The 20,040-nt window shown below is 67.6% G+C and carries 11 protein-coding genes; 8 read left to right on the top strand and 3 right to left on the bottom strand.

Going from position 1 to position 20,040, the window contains the following annotated elements:
* Nucleotides 1-318 precede the first annotated feature (318 nt).
* The 3 genes from M1P99_RS27255 to M1P99_RS27245 are packed head-to-tail and all read left to right on the top strand — an operon-like array spanning nucleotide 319 to nucleotide 3,606.
* Nucleotides 319-744: a hypothetical protein gene (locus M1P99_RS27255; RefSeq protein WP_304455450.1), complete on the top strand. Its 426-nt coding sequence runs from the start codon at nucleotides 319-321 to the stop codon at nucleotides 742-744.
* Nucleotides 741-2,915 (top strand): hypothetical protein, encoded by a 2,175-nt coding sequence (locus M1P99_RS27250; protein WP_304455449.1) that lies wholly within the window; start codon nucleotides 741-743, stop codon nucleotides 2,913-2,915. Before M1P99_RS27255 ends, M1P99_RS27250 begins: the two co-directional genes overlap by 4 nt.
* A gap of 49 nt (nucleotides 2,916-2,964) precedes the next feature.
* Nucleotides 2,965-3,606, top strand: a complete 642-nt coding sequence (locus tag M1P99_RS27245; RefSeq protein ID WP_304455448.1) for a hypothetical protein — start codon at nucleotides 2,965-2,967, stop codon at nucleotides 3,604-3,606.
* Here M1P99_RS27245 and M1P99_RS27240 read toward each other — a convergent pair.
* Complete coding sequence (locus M1P99_RS27240; protein ID WP_304455447.1) at nucleotides 3,603-4,052, bottom strand: hypothetical protein; 450 nt, start codon at nucleotides 4,050-4,052, stop codon at nucleotides 3,603-3,605. The two genes, M1P99_RS27245 and M1P99_RS27240, sit on opposite strands and share 4 nt — an antisense overlap.
* 25 nt (nucleotides 4,053-4,077) lie before the next feature.
* The gene (locus tag M1P99_RS27235) at nucleotides 4,078-4,455 is read right to left on the bottom strand and encodes a hypothetical protein (RefSeq protein WP_304455446.1); all 378 of its coding nucleotides are present in this window, start codon (nucleotides 4,453-4,455) and stop codon (nucleotides 4,078-4,080) included.
* A 631-nt stretch (nucleotides 4,456-5,086) separates the two neighbouring features.
* Between M1P99_RS27235 and M1P99_RS27230 the strand changes: the two genes are divergently transcribed.
* The 4 genes from M1P99_RS27230 to M1P99_RS27215 all read left to right on the top strand — a co-directional run bounded on the left by M1P99_RS27230 (nucleotide 5,087) and on the right by M1P99_RS27215 (nucleotide 12,060).
* Entirely contained in the window at nucleotides 5,087-5,311 is a 225-nt protein-coding gene (locus M1P99_RS27230; RefSeq protein ID WP_304455445.1) for a hypothetical protein, read from the top strand.
* Nucleotides 5,312-5,380: 69 nt separating this feature from the next.
* Nucleotides 5,381-6,007 carry a restriction endonuclease subunit S gene (locus M1P99_RS27225; protein WP_304455444.1) on the top strand — a complete coding sequence of 209 codons (627 nt, stop codon included), beginning with the start codon at nucleotides 5,381-5,383 and terminating at the stop codon, nucleotides 6,005-6,007.
* Nucleotides 6,004-7,827, top strand: a complete 1,824-nt coding sequence (locus M1P99_RS27220; protein ID WP_304455443.1) for an N-6 DNA methylase — start codon at nucleotides 6,004-6,006, stop codon at nucleotides 7,825-7,827. The genes M1P99_RS27225 and M1P99_RS27220 overlap by 4 nt, the downstream gene beginning before the upstream one ends.
* Before the next feature lie 282 nt (nucleotides 7,828-8,109).
* Nucleotides 8,110-12,060, top strand: a complete 3,951-nt coding sequence (locus M1P99_RS27215) for an N-6 DNA methylase (RefSeq protein WP_304455442.1) — start codon at nucleotides 8,110-8,112, stop codon at nucleotides 12,058-12,060.
* A gap of 15 nt (nucleotides 12,061-12,075) precedes the next feature.
* On the opposite strand, the gene M1P99_RS27210 is transcribed toward M1P99_RS27215, so the two are convergent.
* Nucleotides 12,076-12,489: a hypothetical protein gene (locus M1P99_RS27210; RefSeq protein WP_304455441.1), complete on the bottom strand. Its 414-nt coding sequence runs from the start codon at nucleotides 12,487-12,489 to the stop codon at nucleotides 12,076-12,078.
* 464 nt (nucleotides 12,490-12,953) lie between these two features.
* On the opposite strand from M1P99_RS27210, the gene M1P99_RS27205 reads away from it, so the two are divergent.
* The gene (locus M1P99_RS27205) at nucleotides 12,954-19,904 is read left to right on the top strand and encodes a DUF4011 domain-containing protein (RefSeq protein WP_304455440.1); all 6,951 of its coding nucleotides are present in this window, start codon (nucleotides 12,954-12,956) and stop codon (nucleotides 19,902-19,904) included.
* Nucleotides 19,905-20,040 lie beyond the last annotated feature (136 nt).

Below are 20,040 nucleotides of genomic sequence, written 5' to 3'. Positions count from 1 at the left end.
TGCCGCCTGACGACGAGGACGTCAACGACTCGGCTCGGGTGTGGGCCCGGCTATGGGTCGTCCGTGACGGAACCTGGTGGCGGCGCTGATGTGTCGGGCCTCACACCAAGGCTCCCGGGTCGCCGTCGTCACGGACTGTGACCTGCGGCGACATGTGATCACAAAGTTCTGTTGACGCGAGTACTCACGGCTCCATCAAAAGTTTGCTGTTGACATCCATTTCATACACAACTTCACTGTTCATGTTGGCGTTTGCGGGCGTAGTGAGCCCGGTGGATGCCTGACAGCCGACAGCCGAGCCCGGAATGGGAGACCCTCGTGACAACCCCCTTGGACATCGCCACCACGGCGGCGACCGCAGTCGTCGGAACCATGGCCACGGCCGCGTGGACGCAGATCCGTGAGAAGTGCGCGACGCTGTTCCAGCGCTACCTCGACGGAGCGGACCAGACCGCGGCCCTCACCCGCCTGGACACCCACGAACAGAGCATGAACGTGTCCGATCAGCGGGGGCGTGAAGCGCTGCGAGGCGTCTGCACGGAGGCCATCGCCCAGGACCTGGCCGAGATCCTGCGCCGTTCCCCGGAAGCCGCCGACCAGCTGCGTGCCCTGGCGCAGGCGGCGCGGGCCGCCGCTCCTGAGCCAGCCGTCTCCGCCAACGATGTTCGGGTGAAGAACGTGCGCAACCAAGGGGGCGACGTCATCATCAGTGGCGGAGACGCGCACGTGGGGAGGGACCGGTGACCGAGTCGAACAACACCCCCCAGCACGACCAGGAATCCACCCCTGCCCCCACCCATCCGCGGTATGACGACGAGGCATTGAAGGTGTTCCTCCGGCAGGCCCCGACGGAACCGGCATCGGCCCCGCCTCTCGACCCCGGCGCCGAGCCCGCCCCGGAGCAGGGCGACGAGGAGACTCCGCCGGACACCGGCGGGGGAGAAGAGCCTGGAAACCGGGTGTCCGCCTCGGGAATCACCAGCAACGGAGACGGCGACGTGCTCGTCGCCGGTGGAAACGTCACCAAGATCGTCCGCCAGTACATCCGGGCCCTGGCCAAGCTGCCGTCACGGGCCATCGACGGCACCGAGATCGTCCCCGATCACCTGTTCGCTCCCATCGGTGACCTCCCCCGCGCCGACAGCGGGGTCTACGTCCTGGCCGGTACCCCCGGCACCGGACGCCGGGCGGCCGCCCTCCGGCTCCTCACCGCCCTGCCCGAACACGTCGAGCTGCGCGAGCTCCGCCCCGACTGGGAAGAACCGGATGTGGAGCGCATCCCGCTGGAGCCCCGCACCGGCTACCTGCTCGACCTCACCGGAACCCTGGAGACGGTGCCCGAGCAGCTCCGCGGCGACCTGGCCGGTTACGCGACCCGAGCCAGGGAAGACGGCAGCCTGCTCGTCATCCTCGGTGACGAGCATGCCTGGGGAACCCGGAAGGTGCCCTGGGGCCACCACCGCATCGCGGCCCGGGACCACCGGCGCCCCGACGCCGTCGAGGTCGCCCGGCTCCGGCTCCAGCACTCCCAGCACCCCGACCGGGCGGCATGGATCGACCAGGAGGACAGCTCCTTCCACGACCTGCTCGTCCCGGACGCGCCGCCCGAGCGCGGAGTCGATCTGGCCCGGATCGTGCTGGACGCCGAAGGGGCGTGGGACGAGACGGCCAAGGACCGCTTCCTGGGGTGGCGGACCCAGATCCGTGAGTGGTTCGCGGGTGACGTGCGCCAGGAGAACGGGAAGGCGGTCGAGAAGCGGACCCTGCGCATCGCGGCGGCCTTCCTGGACGGTGCTCCGGCACAGGTCGTCCTCAACTCGGCCGACCTGCTCGTTCCGCAGCAGACCCGTGAGCGTTTCGAGGAACTGGGCGGTGCTCTGGCCGGCCCCGACGACCAGACCCGCTGCGATGACGCCGGTGTGACCCTTCGCGACGGCCGTGTCTACGTCACGGACAGCCGCAAGGGGCTCGACCTCGCCCTCATCCACTACCTGTGGGCCAAGCGCGGGTCCCTCGCCACGAAGCTCACCGACTGGCTGGCCGACATCAGTGCCCCCGACGGCCACGCGGAGGCAAGCCTGGAACGGTTGTCCGACATCCTCACCGAGGTCGCCGTCGTTCAGGGAAAGGACGCGGTCCTCCCGCTCGTCCATGCCTGGTTGCAGCAAGGCAGTCAGCGCAGGACCGGATTCGCGGTCAAGGTCCTCGACCACCTCGCCGTCCACCCGGTCCTGGGCTCGCCCGTACGAGCGGAGTTGAGCAACTGGGCCAAGGGGACCACGACACCCGACCGGCAGAGGGCCGTGATCGAGGTCGGCAAGCGCGAGTTCGGGGAGACCTATCCCAAGCAGGCCCTCACCCGACTCCGGTACGTCCTGGAGAAGACCCAGGACCCCGGCCTCTGGAACGCTGCCGTCGCCGCGGCCGCGCAGCTCCTCGCCCGGGAGAGCAGCCGCCTGGTCGTGCTCAAGGTCCTGGTCGACTGGGTGGAGGACGGGCGGACCGCGGACGTCGCGGGCAGGCTCTTCCTGTCCCTGTTCGACGGGCGCGGCGAGGTGGGCGAAGAAGGCGCCACCGACCCGGCTCGGGGACTGCTCCACCTGGAGGGGGCGGAGGGCGACGCCGCCCAGGACCTGCTCCGCGACGCCTGGTGGGCCGTGTGGAAGAACGGGCGACTGCGGGAGGAGGCCAGTCTCGCCCTCAACCGGTGGCAGGAGGCCACTTCCGACGGAATCCTGCCCGTCGACGCCACCTACAAGGTGGTCATCGCCGTCTGCAACGCCCGCAGCCTCGACCCGGATCTGGACCGATTGGTGCAGGGCGATGACCCGGTCAGTGCCCGGCTGCGCCAGGACTTCTGGGCAAGGCCCGACGACGACCATCGGAACGGAGAGCCCGAGGGTGTTTCCGTATAGGAGGAAGCGCGCCCCGGAAGAACGGTCGGAACCCAAGGGTAGGTGCTTCGTGCGTGCGCCGAGCGCTGATCCCGGCCTGTACTTCGATGTGAGCCTCACCTACCAGTGGCGGATCACCGACGGTGATCGGCAGATCCTGCACCCCGACGAGGTGGCCCGCAGCCTCCTCGTCGGGGCCCTCGGCCCCGTGACGGCCGTCCACCCGGTGCTGCACGTCCAGGAGGCCGGTTGGGCCGCCAACAGGGCACTGTCCGCAGAGCTCGACGGCGACGGCCGCATCAGGGTCGCGGGGAGCGCGCACGTCGCTGTCTCGACGGAGACCGAGGCGCGGGCCCGCGCCCGCGCCTCGGCGCGCGAACGCGTCCGCCTGGAACAGGCCGAACACGTCGCACGCCTGGAGGTGCTCCGGGAGACGGTGCTCACCCAGGGGCTGGGTCTGCTCTGGTGGCTCGACCGGCACGAAGCCCCGGGTACGGGGACGGACCCCGAGGAGTGGACGCGGCGGTTGATCGACTCCTACCGGGAGCTGGCGGCGGTCGTGCGGGAGGACCGGACCACCGCCGAGCCGGACGGGCTGACGGTCCTGCGAACGCGCATGGAGGAAGCGCTCGCGGCAGTGAAGGATCCGGAGGTCGCCCAACGGTTCGCCTACCACCTGGAGGACTACCTCAAGCGCGTGACCGGTGGTTAGCGCAGGTCGTCGAGGAGGGCCCCGTCGCGTTCGCGGCGCCACTGCCGCCACCCGTTGATCTCGTGGCCGCAGATCGAGCGGGCGGCGCTCGACGGGGTCCTGAACGGCGGTGCGTCGCTGCCCTCGACACGCAGGCGGCCACCGGCGGTCACCGTCGCGGTGTGCTTCTCCCTCCGGCGGGGGCGGCTCCAGACCAGCCTTTCGCCGGGGGAGAGCCTCCCCGCTCGGACCATGTCGAACAGCGCACCGCGATCGTGCTCGCTGTCCGATACCACGGGGGTGTCCGCTCGCGCGACGTCCACTGTGTCCACGGTGGAAGGTTCCGCGGCGGGCGCGTTCAGCTCGAGGATGCGACGGAGTACGTCGTTGGGTGTGTCCACGAAAGGCTGCGCGCGCCTCTGGAGCTCGGCGTAGACCTCGTCGTCGATCCTGATCACGTGGGACATGCGTCTTTCCTGTTCGCGTCAGTGGTCAGCCCTGGTCGAATCCGGCGCGCAGCTCGTCCAACCGGACACCGTCTCGTTCCCGGCGCCACGCGGTCCAGGCGTTCTGGGAGATTCCGGAGACGATCCCCGTCGCCTCGGCGAGGGAGACCCGTTGGTCCGTGCCCTCCGGAGTCACGGCCCCGTCCGCATTGACTGTGACGTAGTGGGTATCGCCCTTCCTCGGCCGCTTCCAGAACAGCCGCTCTCCCGGCTTGAGCTCGCCCGAGTCGATGAGCCGTATGATCTCGGCCGCACCACGTCCGTTCAGGGAAGGAGGGCCGGTTCGAGGCGTCTGGTCATAGGTCACGGTCGTCGTCTCGATGATGGTCCGGACGATCTTCGTGGTGCCGGTGCGCTTGCTCATCTTCTCCTCCGCACGATCTCGGCTGAACTCTCTCTTCTTGGAATGTTACACGGAAAGGAGATGAGCTGGGAGTGGTCGTGCGAGATCGCCCGCAGCGATCTCGGCATCGGGTCGAGGGTTCCGGAACCTCTCGCGCTGAGCGCCGGCCGCCTCGTCCGGGGGAACGGATGCGCCAGGGGCGGGGATGTCGACTGCGTGGGTGCCCTGCGGGACTCCGATTCGCTGAACTTCGGAGGGCTGGTGCCGTGGCTGTGGAAGGGGATGGGCTGGGGAGGTCGACAGCAGCGTTGTGCACTTTGTGTAGTGGATATGGCGCGAGGGGTTAAAAACAGCGTGCCTTGCTGGAGGCTGGCGTGCATTCAGGGCGGAGAAGGAGACAGCAAAGCTGGCTTTGCTGTCTTCATATGCTACTGTACTCCATAGGAACACTCGAGGAAGTGCCCTATCGGCTGTTTCGAGTGGTCGCGGCTCTGCCCTTGCCGTGATTGCGAATCCACCGCCCACACCGCGCCACCCCTGCGGATTCGGCCCCAGCGGGGTGGCGCGGCGGACCCGTGATGACCACGGGACAGAAGGAGGCAGGCGCTTGTTGCACACCCCCGACCCCCATGGTGGCCCCGAGCGGAAGGGCGTGGCAAAGATGCCGATCGCGCTGGTGGTCGTCATCGTCATCGTCGTGATGTACTACGAGCCGACCGCGCTGCCCCTGGCGGTCGTGGCCCTCGTCAAGCCGACGCTGTCACTGGCCAAGGACGCCGTGGTCGCGGCCGTGCTCGACGCACTGAAGGAAACGGTTCAGGGGTACGTCACGGGTCTCGCGCGCACGGTGCGGGGCTGTCGTACCTGCGAAGGCTGAGGGCCGGGTGGGGCGCGCCGAGGGCGCGTCCCACCCGGGCCCACCGGCCGGACCGAGAACGGGAAGGGTATGGAGGAGATGGGACTGGGCCGCGTCACCGGCGTCCCCCTCGAAGAGGTCGCAGAGGTCAAACCGGGACCCTCGGGGGCCCTACTGAAGGAGTTGGGGGACCGGCAGGACGGGATTCCCGTCATCACGCCATCCGACTTCACGGGTGACAGGAGGATCGACGGACGGCACGTACGCCGGATCCCGGAGACGGACGCGCTCAAGAAGCGGGCGACCGCGTTCGAACTGCGCGCGGGCGACATCGTCATGGTCCGCCAAGGGGCATTGGGCCGGTTGGCGATCACGGGGTCGGAGCACACCGGGTGGATCTACGGGTCCTCGTGCGTCCGTATCCGGGCCGAGGCATCCAAGGTCCTTCCCGGCTATCTGGCGGTTTATCTGGCCCGCCCCGAAGTCCTGGAGCGGCTCCAGGGCCCGGCGCTGTCGGGGACGGTGCCGTCCTTCAACGCGGAGGCCGTCCGGCGGCTCGCCGTGGAGGTCCCCGTGATCGACAGGCAGCGGACCATCGTGGACACACTGGCGGAGATGGACGCCGTGATCGCGACCAGGCGAGCGGTCACCGAGCGGCTGGAATCGCTCAAACCGTCGGTCTTCGCCGCGCTGCTGGAAGAGGAGGGGACGCTGTGACGAGAGGTGGCGGTGTCGAGGAGGTCGCCGACCTCCTGTTCCAGGCTACGGAGAAGCTCGCGGGTAAGACCGGGCTACTGAGGGCCTGTCGTGCGGTGTCGGCCCTGGTGGTCCTCGAATGGTCGGGCCTGGACGCAGGCGGTCTGGGCCGGGCGTGGGAGGCCTGGCGAACGCAGGAGGGGCGGGACGTCCTGTTCCCGGAGGCCGACCCCTTCCACGGCTACGGTCAGGCGGGTCTGGCCGAAACGGTCACAAGGGTTCGCGCAGTCTTCGGCGACCTTCCGGTGGACCCCTGGGGGTTGGTCGTGATCGGCTTCGCCTACGACCGCTACCTGGGGCGGGTGGGGGAACGGTTGGGCAAAGCCGGAGGTGAGCACTTCACGCCCCGGTCGGTGAACGAGCTCATGGTGCGCCTCGCCGAACCGGAACCCGGCATGGTCGTCGGCGACCCCTACGCGGGGTCGGGCGGCACCCTGACGCGGGTCGTCGAGCACCTGAGCCGGCTGGGTGAGGCCCCCGGGGACATCCGGATGAGTGGTGTGGAGGTGGACCAAGGCGCCCTGTTCCTGGCCAGAGTCAACCTGTACCTGCACGGCGTCGACCCCGGGAGGGTCCAGGAGAACGACACTCTGGTGTCCTGGACCCCGACCGATCCCGACGGTCACTACTACGACCGGATCGTCACCAATCCTCCCTTCGCGATCTCCTACCGCGAGAAGGAGTACGCCGCGCCTTCCACGACGTACGGGACGGCGTCCGAGAATAGGGCGGACCTGATGGCGGTGCAGCAGGTACTGGCCTCTCTCGGCCCGGATGGGAGAGCCGTCGTGGCGATGTCGCACGGCCCGCTCTACCGTTCGGGAAAAGAGGAAGGGATCCGCAGGGCGCTGTTGGAGCATGGCAGGATCGAGGCGGTCATCGGTATCGGCCCCAACCTCTTCTACGGTTCCGCCGTCCCCGCCTGCCTGGTCGTCTTCAGTGGAACCCAGGGGCAGATCGTCCTACCGGGGGATCGGATCCTGTTCATCAACGCCGAGCACGAGGCGGTCAGCGGCCGGAACCAGAACAGGCTCGAACCGCGGCACATCGAGAAGATCACGCGAGTCTTCGCCAAACGGGACGAGATCCCGGGCTTCTCGCGGCTCGTGCCCGTCGAGGAAATCGTCGAGCGTGACTACAACCTCAACATCCGCGACTACATCGACGACGAGAACGGGAGGGTGAGGCCTCCTGACCTCCGGGCGGCTCTCACCGGCGGAGTCCCCAGACGCGAGGTCGAATCGGCCAAGGACGCGTTCGCGGCCTGGGGAATCGACGTGTTCGCGCTGTTCGCCCGAGGCGGTGACTCCGTCTGTGCCTTCCCTGAGGAAGGGCCTGAGTGCGTGGTCCGGACGATCCGCGGTATGTGCGAGAAATCCATCGGAGGACTCCATGAGGGCGCCCTGCGTGCTTGGGGAAAGATCGAGGACGAGGTCTCCAGCGGCGGCCCTCGATCCGATCGCGATCGGCTCCTGGATATCTTCCTGGAAGAAATGGTCGATTTCCGAGTGCTCGACGAATACGAGCTGCGCGGGGTGTTCGCGGGCTGGTGGGATGTGCACATTGAGGGCGTGAACACGAGCAAGCTGGAGCGTCGACTGGACTTTTTTCTCCGAGTCGAGGAAGTGGCACGCGCACGCCAGCGGAGACTCGTGGACACGTACCTCGGCTGGGGAGAGCGCTACGGGGTCTCGCTCGCCGAGCTCAAGGCGGACAGCGAGCGGGCCGAGCAGAAATTGAAGGAGAGGTTCGCCGGACTGGGGCTCCCGTTGGACCTGTGACGGATGATGCGTTGTGTTCACTGAGAGTATGGGTGCGTTTTTTGTGGCTGAGCATGAGTGATCGCGGGTGGAGGGAATTCTGCGTTTCTGTGTCGTCTGAGTAAACGTGCTATCGGGCCTTGTGTTCGTGGCCGATCCGGCTGACGCTGAGAGTGCGCGTGCATCTTCATCCGCGCATTCCGCCGCCCCCAGCCGGAGGAACCGCCGATGCCGGCCACTGGTCACGCCCCATCCCTGACGGCCGTCCGCGCCGCGGGTTCCGTCCTTCCCCGGGACATGCTGATGCGCATCTCCGAGGGAAGAGGTGGCGCGTCGGCCTCACCCTCCGACTACGGGGCGGTAGGGGCCAGGTCGGTCGCGGACGAGGCCGCGAGGCACTGGGACTACCTCCTCGGCGCGTGGAAGGCGCTACGGGTACGCCTGCCCTCGGAGAACGGGGGGAAGCCGCCGTCGGACTCGACCGGTGAGGCGGTCGCCAGGTGGCTGGTGCCGCTCTTCGCGGAACTGGGGTACGGGCGCCTGACCGCACTGCGCATCCCGGGTGTTACCATTCCTGACGAGCCGAGATCTACTCTCCCCATCACCCACCGGTGGCAACGCGCTCTGATCCACATCGTTCCTTGGGACACCGATCTGGGCAGGGGGCTCCCAGGCTCCCCTGCGGCACAGTCGCTCTTACAGGAAGCGCTCAACCGCTGTCCCGACCATCTATGGGGTATCACCACCAACGGGCGGCACCTGCGGCTGCTGCGCGACACCAGTTCCCTGTCCTCCGCTTCCTATGTCGAATTCGACATCGCGGCGATATTCGATGGTGAACTCTTCAACGATTTCGCCCTCCTTTTCGCGGTCCTCCACGCCTCCAGCTTCGAAGTCGGCACTGACCGCTCCCCTGGTTCCTGCCGACTCGAGCAGTGGCACATCGAGGCCGTCGACTCCGCGGTCCAGGCCCTCGACGTGCTGCGGGACAAAGTCGAACTGGCCGTCACGGCCCTGGGAACAGGATTCCTGCACCACCCGGCCAACGCCCGCCTAATCGCCGACACCTCATCCGGGGATCTACACAACGCCCTGCTGCGGCTGGTGTTCAAGATGGTGTTCGTGTTCGTCATCGAAGACCGCGGGCTGCTCCACGATCCCGCGGCCGGTGAACTGGCGCGCCGACGCTATGACGACTACTTCTCCACCACCCGGCTCCGCGCATCGGCGATGCGGGGGAGACAGGGCGTCCACAGTGACCTGTACCAGGCGCTGTCGATCGTGCTCGACGCCCTCGGTGCGGATCACGGTCGCCCCGAGCTGGGGCTCATCGGTCTGGGCGGGCTGTTCACCCGGGGAGAGGAGGACCGGCCGTTGGAAGGGCTGCAGCTCTCCAACGAGGCCCTCCTCACGGCCGTACGCCATCTGACAAGGGTGCGCGACGTCGACACCGGGCGCTGGAGGGCGGTCGACTTCAAGCACCTCGGCGCCCGTGAACTCGGGAGCGTCTACGAGGCGCTGCTGGAGGCCGTTCCCGAGTACGACCGAGACCGCCACACACTCCGCCTTGTACCCAGGGCTGGGAACGCGCGTAAGCGGACCGGCTCCTTCTACACGCCGTCCTCCCTCGTCGAACGGCTCCTGGACTCGGCTCTGGAACCGGTCCTGGACGACGCCGTCAAACAGGGCGAGACCGACGCGACCGAGTGGGGGCTGGCCGACCCTCACGAGACGGTCGCCGACAGGCTGCTGTCTGTCACCGTGTGCGATCCAGCCTGTGGGTCCGGCCATTTCCTGGTGGCAGCGGCGCAGCGCATCGCCAAGCGGGTCGCCTCCGTCCGTGAACGCGACCCCGAACCAACTGAGGAGGCCGTCAGGGAGGCGATGCACGAGGTCGTGGCTCGTTGCATTTACGGAGTCGACCTCAACCCCATGGCGGTGGCCCTGGCGAAGCTGTCGCTGTGGATGGAGGGCATGGCCCCCGGAAGGCCGTTGGATCTCCTGGATCCCCACATCAAGCACGGGAACGCACTTGTCGGCGCGGCCCCGGCGCAGCTCGAACTCGGAATCCCGGACACGGCCTTTTCCCCGATCGAAGGGGACGACCGGGCCGTCGCGGCAGCCATGGCCAGGCGCAATGCCAACGAGCTCGCTGGGCAGGGGGAACTGCTCGACGTCGAGGGCGGCACTGCAAGTCTGGCCAACACCGAGTTCGCGATGGAGCTCAACGAGATCCTCGCGATCCGCGCGGGGGAGCTGCGCGACGTGCGCCGGCAGGAAGACGTCTACCTCCATTGGCGCTCTTCAGAGCGTCGTCGGCGGGCCGTCCACGCGGCCGACGCCTGGTGCGCGGCGTTCATGTGGGAGAAGACTGCGACAGCGCCGCTGCCCATCACACACGGGGTGTACACCGCCCTGCGAGGCGTGCGGAGCACAGCGGTTCCGGAAGACACCCATGCGGAGATCGTCCGGTTACGCGACCGCCACTGCTTCTTCCACTGGCACCTGGAGTTCCCCGACGTGTTCAGGGTCCCCAGGGACGGTACGGGCGTGGACCGGGCAACAGGATGGGATGGCGGGTTCGACTGTGTCGTGACCAATCCGCCGTGGGACAAGCTGGATTTCGAGGACAAGAAGTACTTCAGCTTGGCCGATTCGTCCGTGGGGCGCCTTGCGGGTATGGCGCGGCGCGAGCGCATCATGCAGTGGATCGAGGAGAACCCGGAGGAAGGGGAGAGGTACCGGCGGGCGCGGCGCATGGTGAAGTCCGGATTTCACTTCGCCGCCAGGTCGGGTTCCTATCCTCTGTGCGCCCAGGGACTATCACTCAAAGGAGTCACCTCACTGCAGCTCGACCAGTTGTTCGTGGAGCGGTGCACGGCCATCACCCACCGGCGGGGACGGCTGGGCGTGATCGTCCCCAGTGCCATCGCCACGGGGGCGGGCGCGCAGAGGCTTTTCCGGAGCCTGACCGAGCGGGGAGCGGTCGCGTCGCTATACGACTTCGAGAACCTCAAGCGGCTCTTCCGCGGAGTCCACTCCAGCTACAAGTTCTGCCTCCTCTCACTCGCTGGGGAAGAGAGGCGTGAGGCAGCCGCGGACTTCGCCTTCTATCTGCACGACTCGACTGACCTCGGCGACCGGGACCGCACGTTCCGGCTGGAGGCTGAGGAGATCGGGCTGATCAACCCCAACACCGGTACGCTACCGATGTTCCGCACTCGTAAGGACGCGGATCTGACGCTCGGGATCCATCGGCGGATGCCGGTTTTCGTGAACGAGTCCCAGCCTCGTGGGAACCCTTGGGCCGTCCGGTTCGTGCCCACGCTGTTCCACATGACTGACGACTCCGCTCTCTTCCGTACACGGGAGGAGCTTGAGGAAGCGGGTTGGCGGCTCAAGGGGAACATCTTCGTTCTTGGTGAGCAGAGAATGCTTCCCCTGTGGGAGGGAAAGACGGCGCACCACTTCGATCACCGTTGGAACAGCTTCACTGGCACGGGCTCGGGCGATATCCGGCACTTGGTAGGCGAGGAGAAGTCGGATCCTCATGCGCTGGCGATGCCGCGGTACTGGGTTCCTGAGCACGACGTGGCCGTCGGCGGCGTCACACGGCGCGGAAGGCCCGCCGTGGCCAAGGGGGTCGGGAGCCGGCTGGAGTCGATCGGGTGGAACCGGGGGTGGATGTACGGATGGCGCGACGTGTGCCGGGCCACCGACGAGCGCACCGCCATCCCTATGCTCGTGCCGCGTGCGGCGGTCGGCCACACCTTCCCGCTCATGTTGCCGGACCTGCCTGCCGCTCTCGTCGCAGCACTGTACGCGGTGCAGAGTTCGCTCGTCTTCGACTACGCTGCTCGCCAGAAGGTCAGCGGTGCCCACATGCCGCTGATGACATGGAAGCAGCTGCCTGTCCCCTCTCCGGAGGAATTGGAGCCTCACCTTTCGTTCGTGGTACCCCGCGTGCTCGAACTCGTCTACACCGCCCACGACATGGCCCCGTTCGCGCGGGACCTCGGTTACGAAGGTCCTCCATTTGTTTGGGGCGACGAGCGCCGAGCGAACTTGCGCGGCGAGTTGGACGCCTTCTGCTTCCACCTCTATGGATTGGGGCGGGAGGACGTGGAAAACGTTCTGGAAAGCTTCCAGACGGAGCACGGAGGGCTGAAGCACAACGAGATCGCCCGTCACGGCACCTACCGCACTAGGAACCTGGTCCTCAGTGCCTTCGAGGGTGGTGCTCACTTGCGTTGACGGAGCACGGCCGGATCAATCAGGCCCGGCACTGAACCTCTGATACCGACACTGCCAGGCCTGTGAGCGCTTGCGATCCGAATCACCGGGCACGCGGCAGTTTCCGCGCACACTGAGGAGGCCGCCGTCGTGGTCGATGACCGACCTGCCTGGCGTTCCGCTTTCCACCTGACCGGTCGACCGTCGGCCGTGTTTTCCGGCCAGGGTTAAGGACCACAGTTGGTCACACCCTCCGGGTTCCGGCTCACAGAGCCCCGTGACGTCCCTGCCGACCAGGCCCCGGACGAACTGCTCCTCGATGATTTCAGCGAGGGCCTCTTCGCCATCCTCTGTCGGGCCGAGTCGCTCGTCGGGGTCGTGATTGGAGAGCATCAAACTGATGGCGGGCGAAGGATCAGTCACGCGGCCGCCGCCTCGGCGCTGATCCATCACCTCGCCGTGGGCTCGCTCCAACCCTCACCCGGACTCACAGCCGCTCGGGGCGCCCGGCTGGGGCCTGGTCTGGTGGTTGCCCTTGCGGGAATCCGTAAAATTGGGGCAAATTATGCTGACATGAGTACTGGAGGGGGTTCATAATTCAAAGCAGGGAGATCAATTTTCGGAGGTGACGTACTGGTGTCGTATTTTTCTGGGGGGCATTAAGTGGGAATTATTGAAACATTTACGAATGGCATTATCGTGGAATTTCCAGTGGACTGCGTGGTCCTGTAGAAGAGCATGATCTCTCCTACACGGCCAAGCTGGGTCTGCGGTGGGGCGCTCCTGCGATGATTGCTCCTGTTTCGTGACCTGTTTGTTCCTCTCATGCAGGCAACTGTGTCCAGATCCTCCGCGTCACACCTGTGACACCTGTGGCTTCTGGGTGCGGACGGCGACAACGAGAAACGGTGCGGATGGACAGCGAACCCCGGGAGATCAGGGCTGAACTCCAGGAACGCCTGGAGGCGTGGCGTGAGGAGCTCCTCGACCTCAGCAGGCGCAACAGACTGCTGAACTTCCGGCATACCAAGGCCTCGACCCTGGAGGTCCGCGAACCCGGCTATGCGAACCTGCTCGGCAGGCTGGCCCGTGGCATCGACTTCGCTCCTCTCCCCGCGCAGAAAAGCGAGGAGGAGGCCGAGGAGGACGGGACTCCTGTTCCGACACCGGCTCCCCGTGGGCCGCGCGCCGGCATCCTCACCCAACGCCCCTTCCAGGAACAGCTCGACAAGGCGCTGACCCGGCTGCGCAAGCAGAGCCGCACCACTGAGACCGAGACCGGTATCTGGATTCTCTACCTCGGTGTGGGCTTCCTGCGTTGGAAGGGCCAGAGCGAACAGGACCACTCCGAGGCTCCGCTCCTTCTGGTCCCGGTCGAGTTGAACCTCACGGACCGGGGACGGTACCGGCTGGCCGCCTCCAACGCCGCCGAGACGCTGCTCAACCCCGCGCTCGGCATCAAACTCCAGGAGTTCGGGATCGACTGGAGCGCTGTGGAGAAGGTGCCGCTGGACGAACCGGAGCAGCTCATCACGGCTGTACGCAAGTGTGTCAGCGAACAGCGTTCCTGGTCGGTCGAGGAGAAGGTGGTCCTGGCCCCCTTCACCTTTCACAAGGAGACGATGTACCGGGATCTGAAGGACAACGAGGATGCCGTCCTGGACCACCCGATCGTCCAGGCCGTCGCCGCGTCCCCAGGCAACCACATCGCCGACTCGACCCTGGAGTACGAGCTCCAGCCCCTGGACCGGCTCGACCACCAGCAGGAACCGGAGACCGCTCCGCTCGTCCTCGACGCCGATGCCTATCAGCGGCGTGCCGTCGCCGCGGCGCTCGACGGCCGTAGTTTCGTCCTTGACGGTCCGCCGGGCACCGGCAAGAGCCAGACCATCGCCAACCTCGTCGCCGCTCTCATCGGAGCGGGTCGCACCGTCCTGTTCGTCAGTGAGAAGGCCGCCGCCCTGGAGGTGGTCCACTCACGCCTGGTCGACATCGGTATCGATATCGCGGCCCTCGCCCTCCATGACGGGAAGACCAAGGGAGGGGCCGTGGCCAAGTCCCTCCATGCCGCCCTCCACGCCGATGTGCACCCCCTCCCGGCGAACCTGGTGGATGAACGGGACAAGGCACGTGCCCTGCGCGCACGACTCACCGACCACGCGGAGGCCGTCAACGAGACCGACCCACGGATCGGGCTGTCACTCAACCAGGCCATGGGGCGGATCGCCGTGCTCTCCCGATCCCTGCCCGCCGACACCGAACTGGGCATGGTCGACCCTGACCCCGGTCTCTTCGAGCGGCAGAGCCGGGAGTGGATCCTCGACACGGCCCACTCGATGACACACGTGTGGGACCTGTTCACCGTGCCCGAGAATTCCCGCTGGTACGGGATCCAACAGGCGCAGGACGCACACGAGGCGCTGGTCAGGGCGCTCGCCACACTCAACGAACTCGCCGGGCACCACAACACCCTGCGTCGGATCACCGGTGGTCGACAGCCCGACTCCCCGAAGGCCGCCCGCCGCTGGGTCCCACTTCTGAAAGTCCTGGCCGAACGTGACGACGTTCCCGAGCGCTGGGTCGTCTGCTCGGACTTCGACACGGAGGTCGTGCCCCAGGCGGCAGACGCCGTGGACCGCCTCACCGGGCTGGCCTGGCTGCGTGAGCGCACCGAATTCGACTGGCGTTCGGTCAAGGACCTGCCCACCCTGGCCGAACTGGACGCCGACACCGCGCCGGTCCAGGGCCGGAGTGTGGCCTCCCTCGAGCTGCTCACCGGAGAGCAGGCCGACAACGCGATTCAGCGGTGTACTGACTGGATCCGGCGCCTGGCCGGTCCCTCCCAGATACTGGACGAGGCCGTGCGGCGCACAGGGCTCCCCGTGCCGACGGACCGGGCCGGGGTTCTTCGGATCATCTCCGTTCTGGCGGAGGTCTCCTCGGGACCCCACCCACTCCCACACTGGTTGACCGAGGTCTCACCTGAGTATGTGCGCTCCCTGCTCACCTCCTTCGCCCAACATCGGGACCGGCTGACGGAGAGTCGCTCCCGCGCCCAGGACCTGTTCCACAGCGGTGTCCTCGAACGGCACGACATCGGCGCCCTGGTCGACCGGCTACGGCTCTGGCAGCAGGCGGGAGAGCTGATCACCGAGCGCCGCGGGGTTCCCGCCCGCTGGCTCGCCTTCGGTGATTTCGGCCCTTTGGTCCGCGAACCGGTGCTCGCCGCCCGGGACCGCTGGAAGTCCCATCGATTCGCTGTGGAGGATCTGGGGCAGCTCACTGACGTGCCTTGGAACGAACTGCCCGACTTCGACACCGACGACCCCACTGCGGAGGTGGTCGGGTTGGACACGGAGTCCACCGCGGAACGGGCTCGCACCGATGCCCGCTTCTTCGGTGGTTGGGCCACGCGGTTGGCCGAGGTGAGTGCGGTGGCGGACGCGATCGCCCAGGCGCTCGCCTGCCCTCGACCCGACCACCCCCGGCGCACACAGGCCTTCCTCGAAGCCGCTGTCGGCCTGGGCACGGACGCCCTGCCCCTGCCCGCCTGGCTGGGAGAAGAGGAGGCCGAGGCGGCTCGGATGGCTCTGGACGATGCCGAACAGGCGGTTGCCGGACTCCGCGAAGCCCGTGCGGTCGCCTCCGAGCTGTTCAGCCCTGGGGCCGTCGAGGAGGAGGGACTGGAAGAGCTCAACGAGCGTCTGTCCGGCTACGGCCGTTTCGACCGCATGCTCGGCTCCGCCTTCCGAGAGGACAAGCGCCGGGCCGCGACCATGACACTCGATGGCTCCTGGGACAAGCGTGTGCCAGAACGCCTCACCGACGTGATCCGCTGGCAGCACGCGCATCGCCACCTGGCTCAGAACTCCGCTGCCTACCAGGCCCGGCTCGGCCACCACTGGCGAGGGGAGGAAACAGACTTCACCGCGGTACGCGCCTGCCTGCGCATCGCCGTCCAGCTCCGTCAACTGCTCCCTGTGGACGGACTCAGCGGGCTGCGGCGCTTCCTCTACCAGGGCCAGCCCTTGGACCCGACGACCGTCGCCGGGGCACGTGCCGCGCTGGACGAGCTGGCCCCCTGGGAGGAGGCGGCCCGACAGCTGCTTCCCTCGACCGCGTCGTTGTTCGAGCTGTCCCTGGGACAGGCCGCCGCCTGGCTGGTAGCGGGGGCGGACAGACTGACCGCTGACGCGGCCCTGGCCGACACACTGACTCCCGTCGTCGGCCCTGTGTCAACAGGCACCGCGCGTGCCATCCGGGACTGCGTACTGCGCGCCCGGCACGCGGACCGGGACCTGCGCCGCCACGAGGTGGCAGATCAGAGTGTTCTCGCGACCTACCGCGAACTCCTGGACGCACGGACGCGGCAGGAACTGGTCGATGACCTGGACTGGGCCGAACGGGTCTCCCAGGAGCTGCGTGCCGCGGTCGAACCCGTCCTCGGGCCGGACCGCCTGGACATCGCCGGTATCGAGTCCCTGCGAGCCCAGACCCACACCGCGAACACCGACGAGGGGATGGTCGGCGGGGCCCTCGGTCGCGCCTGCCACCAGGACCGCGCCCTGGCCGCGTCACTCAGTCACAGCGGTGGCTGGGATGACGGGCTGAACGACCGGATCAGTGACGCCCAACGCTGGTACGAGGACCATCAGGGCCTTTGGGGGCAGGCCGACGTACTGGGCCAGGCATTCGGTCGGTACTGGCGAGGGGAGGAGACCGACACCGCCCTGGTCACGGCAGCTCTGGACCGGGCAGACCTGTGCCGCGCGGAGCTGCAAGAGGAGGAACGCGCCGAACTCGCCCGCTTCCTGGAACACGGCGACCTCACCGACCTTGCTGAGGACCTCGACCAGGCACGCCAGACCTGGTCGGCCTGGCCCCGGACACTCGCCTCGCTGCCTGGCGGGTCCGCTCAGGCGCACACCCTCGCACCCGGGAGCGCATTGTCCTGGCTGAAGCAGGTCCGCGTCCGGATGGAGCACCTCCGAGACCTGCTGCGCCGGTTCCGCGATGCCACGGGGCGGGACGTCAAGGCTGTCGAAGCGGACCGGGAGATCACACTGGCTCGCCGCCGGGACGCGGCCGAGACCGAGCTGGAACTCCACGAGCATGCCGACCGGGAGGTCCTGGGCTCCCTCTACCGGGTCGACGAGAAACTGGATGAGGCACTCCAGGACGCCCTCTCCTGGACGCGGCGCGCCCGACGCCTGGTCGGCGATGCCGTGGGGGCCTCCGCGCAGCAGTGGCCCGAAGGGGCGGTCCCCTCGCTACGCGTCAAGGGTGCACCGGACGACCTCGCCCATGCGGTGGACGAGTGGGAACGGGAGGCCGGTGCCTTCGCCTCCCTCTTCGACGACCTGGTTCGGCCGACCATCACGGGGCGGCTCTCCGGTGAGTTGGCCGCGGCCGAACAGTTCCTGTTCGCGCTGCGCGAGGACGTCTCGTCCTTGGAGCGCTGGAGCACGGCCCTGGCCGGTCTGGAGGCCATGCGGTCCCACGGGCTGGGCCCGCTCCTGGAGCGCTACGCCGGTTCGGGTAGAGGGCCCGAGCGGTGGCCGGACACGGTGGAACGCGCCGTCCTGAGGGCCTGGACCGATCGTCGCCTGCGCGAGGACGAACGTGTGCGCAGGGAACCCGGACCAGTCCGTGACAACGAGGTGCAGGAGTTCCGCAAGAGGGATCGCCGACTCCACACCTGGGCCAGGCAGGAGGTGCTTCACCAGTGGTCTGACCACCGGCCTCCGATGGCCTCCTACTCCCCGGGGCTGGGAGTGATCCGTCGGGAGGCGGAGAAGAAACGGCGCCACATGCCGGTGCGCAAGCTCATGGAGGAAGTGACGTGGGAGGCGCAACTGCTCACTCCCTGCCTCATGATGAGCCCGCTCACTGTGAGCATGTTCCTGCCCTCGGATATGCGGTTCGACGTGGTCGTTTTCGACGAAGCGTCCCAGGTGAAGCCGGCAGACGCGATCAACTGTGTCTACCGGGGCCGATCACTGATCGTGGCCGGTGACCAGAAGCAGTTGCCTCCCACCGGCTTCTTTGATCGGGCGACCACCGACGACGAGTGGGACGAGGAACAACAGGAGACCTACGAGTCACTGCTGGACATGTGCAAGGCCAGTGGTCGGATGCGGGACATTCCGTTGCGCTGGCACTACCGCAGCCGCCACGAAGACCTGATCGCCTTCAGCAACCGCAAGTTCTACAGCAGCGAGCTCATCACCTTCCCCGGGGCCCATCTGCGGAACGAGGACACCGGGGTCGCCTTCGTCAGGGTCGAGGGCGGCCTCTACGACCGCGGCGGCGCCCGCAACAACCGGATCGAGGCGTGCAAGGTCGCCGAACGGGTCGTCCACCACTTCAGGACACGCCCCGACCGGACCCTCGGAGTCGTCGCCCTGTCCAGGGAACAGGCCAACGCCATCGAGGACGCGGTCGACAAGGTGCTGGAACGGTTCCCCGAGCTCCGCCCCAAGGTGGAGGGGGACCGTCTCGGAGGATTCTTCGTCAAGAACCTGGAGACGGTCCAGGGCGACGAGCGCGACGTCATCATCCTCTCTGTGGGCTACGGGCCCACGGCCGACGGACGCATCCACAAGAACTTCGGGCCGATCAACCGCGGTGACGGTCACCGTCGGCTCAACGTCGCCATCACCCGGGCCAAGCGCCGAGTCGAGGTGGTCAGCTCCTTCTCCGCGGACGACCTGCGTGTGGGTCCGGACGACGCCGAGGGCCTGCGCCGACTGTGTGAGTACCTCCGTTACGCCGAACACGGCCCGGCGGCCCTGGAGGCCCAGCCCGTCGGGGGTCAGCCGGAAGCGGAGACGGAGAGCCCGTTCGAGGACTCCGTACTCGCTGTGCTCCAGGACTGGGGGTACGAGGTCCAGCCCCAGGTCGGTGTGGCCGGCTACCGCGTCGACCTCGGGGTCATCGACCCGGACCTGCCCGGGCGGTACGTCATCGGTGTCGAGTGCGATGGGGCCATGTACCACTCCTCCAAGGTCGCCCGAGACCGGGATCGCCTGCGGGATGGGGTTCTCGAGGGTTTGGGGTGGCGGCTGCACCGGATCTGGGGCACCGACTGGTACCGGGACCGCGCCCGCGCACAGGAGCGGTTGCGCGAGGCGGTGGAGGGTGCCGTGCGCGACGCCCGGGCCGCAGGAGGCCGCCGGTCTTCCTCCGCTGAGGTGCCGGTTAGCGAGGACGAGCCCGCGGAGGAGCGAACACCCGATCTGGTGAGGGTCCCCGACGAGAAAGAACGAGCCAGGGCCGCTGAGCAGGCTGGCCGGCAACGCCCTGACTGGCTGGTCGACTACGTGACCCACGACTACCGGCCCCACGAAGAGGGGTACTGGTACGAGCCCAGGAGCGCGGAAGCCCGTCCCTACATCGCGGGACTGTTCTTGCTGATCGTTGAGAACGAGAGCCCGGTCGAGCTCGGCTGGCTGTACCGCAAGACGCTCGACGCCCTGGGGGGCGAGCGCCTCGGCTCCACGGTCAGAGCCAACTTCGACGTCACCCTGAAGCACCTGCTGCGTGAAGGCAGGCTCGTGCGTGACGACAGCACGATCTGGTGGCCCGGTGGCGGGGTCGCGGTTCGCAGGCCCTTCGGCTCGGCCATCCGCAAGATCAGTGAGGTTCCCTCCGCCGAACGGCAGGAGGCGCTGCGCCTGATCGTCCGTGACTCCGCGCGCATCGCCCGCAAGGACCTGCTGCGTTCGATGCGCGAGACCTTCGAGTGGGGGCGCAGCGGCAAGGACATCAGCCAGGCCTTCGACCACGATCTGGAGGTGCTGTTGGGCAAGGGCGTGCTGGTCGAGGAGGAGGGTGTGGTCCGTCCAGCGGACACGGAAGAATGAAAACTACGTCAACCGGCATGCATCGGGTAAATGTGGCTTCGCGGCTATGTGTGCTGTGACCGTGTGTAGTACGGTATTGAGTCCCCGCTGTCCGAAACCCCCGAGCCCATGCGGAATGTTCGGCTCCCGTGCGGTC

It is taken from the genome of Nocardiopsis sp. YSL2 (genome assembly GCF_030555055.1).
Lineage (GTDB): Bacteria > Actinomycetota > Actinomycetes > Streptosporangiales > Streptosporangiaceae > Nocardiopsis.
Note: the sequence above shows the minus strand (reverse complement) of the source record. Positions and strands in the feature narration are given on the sequence as shown.

Coding starts and splice junctions, on each gene's coding strand:
- M1P99_RS27240 (WP_304455447.1), bottom strand. CDS start 4,052: ATGTCCCACGTGATCAGGATCGACGACGAGGTCTACGCCGAGCTCCAG.
- M1P99_RS27215 (WP_304455442.1), top strand. CDS start 8,110: ATGCGCATCTCCGAGGGAAGAGGTGGCGCGTCGGCCTCACCCTCCGAC.
- M1P99_RS27235 (WP_304455446.1), bottom strand. CDS start 4,455: ATGAGCAAGCGCACCGGCACCACGAAGATCGTCCGGACCATCATCGAG.
- M1P99_RS27225 (WP_304455444.1), top strand. CDS start 5,381: ATGGAGGAGATGGGACTGGGCCGCGTCACCGGCGTCCCCCTCGAAGAG.
- M1P99_RS27210 (WP_304455441.1), bottom strand. CDS start 12,489: ATGGATCAGCGCCGAGGCGGCGGCCGCGTGACTGATCCTTCGCCCGCC.
- M1P99_RS27205 (WP_304455440.1), top strand. CDS start 12,954: ATGGACAGCGAACCCCGGGAGATCAGGGCTGAACTCCAGGAACGCCTG.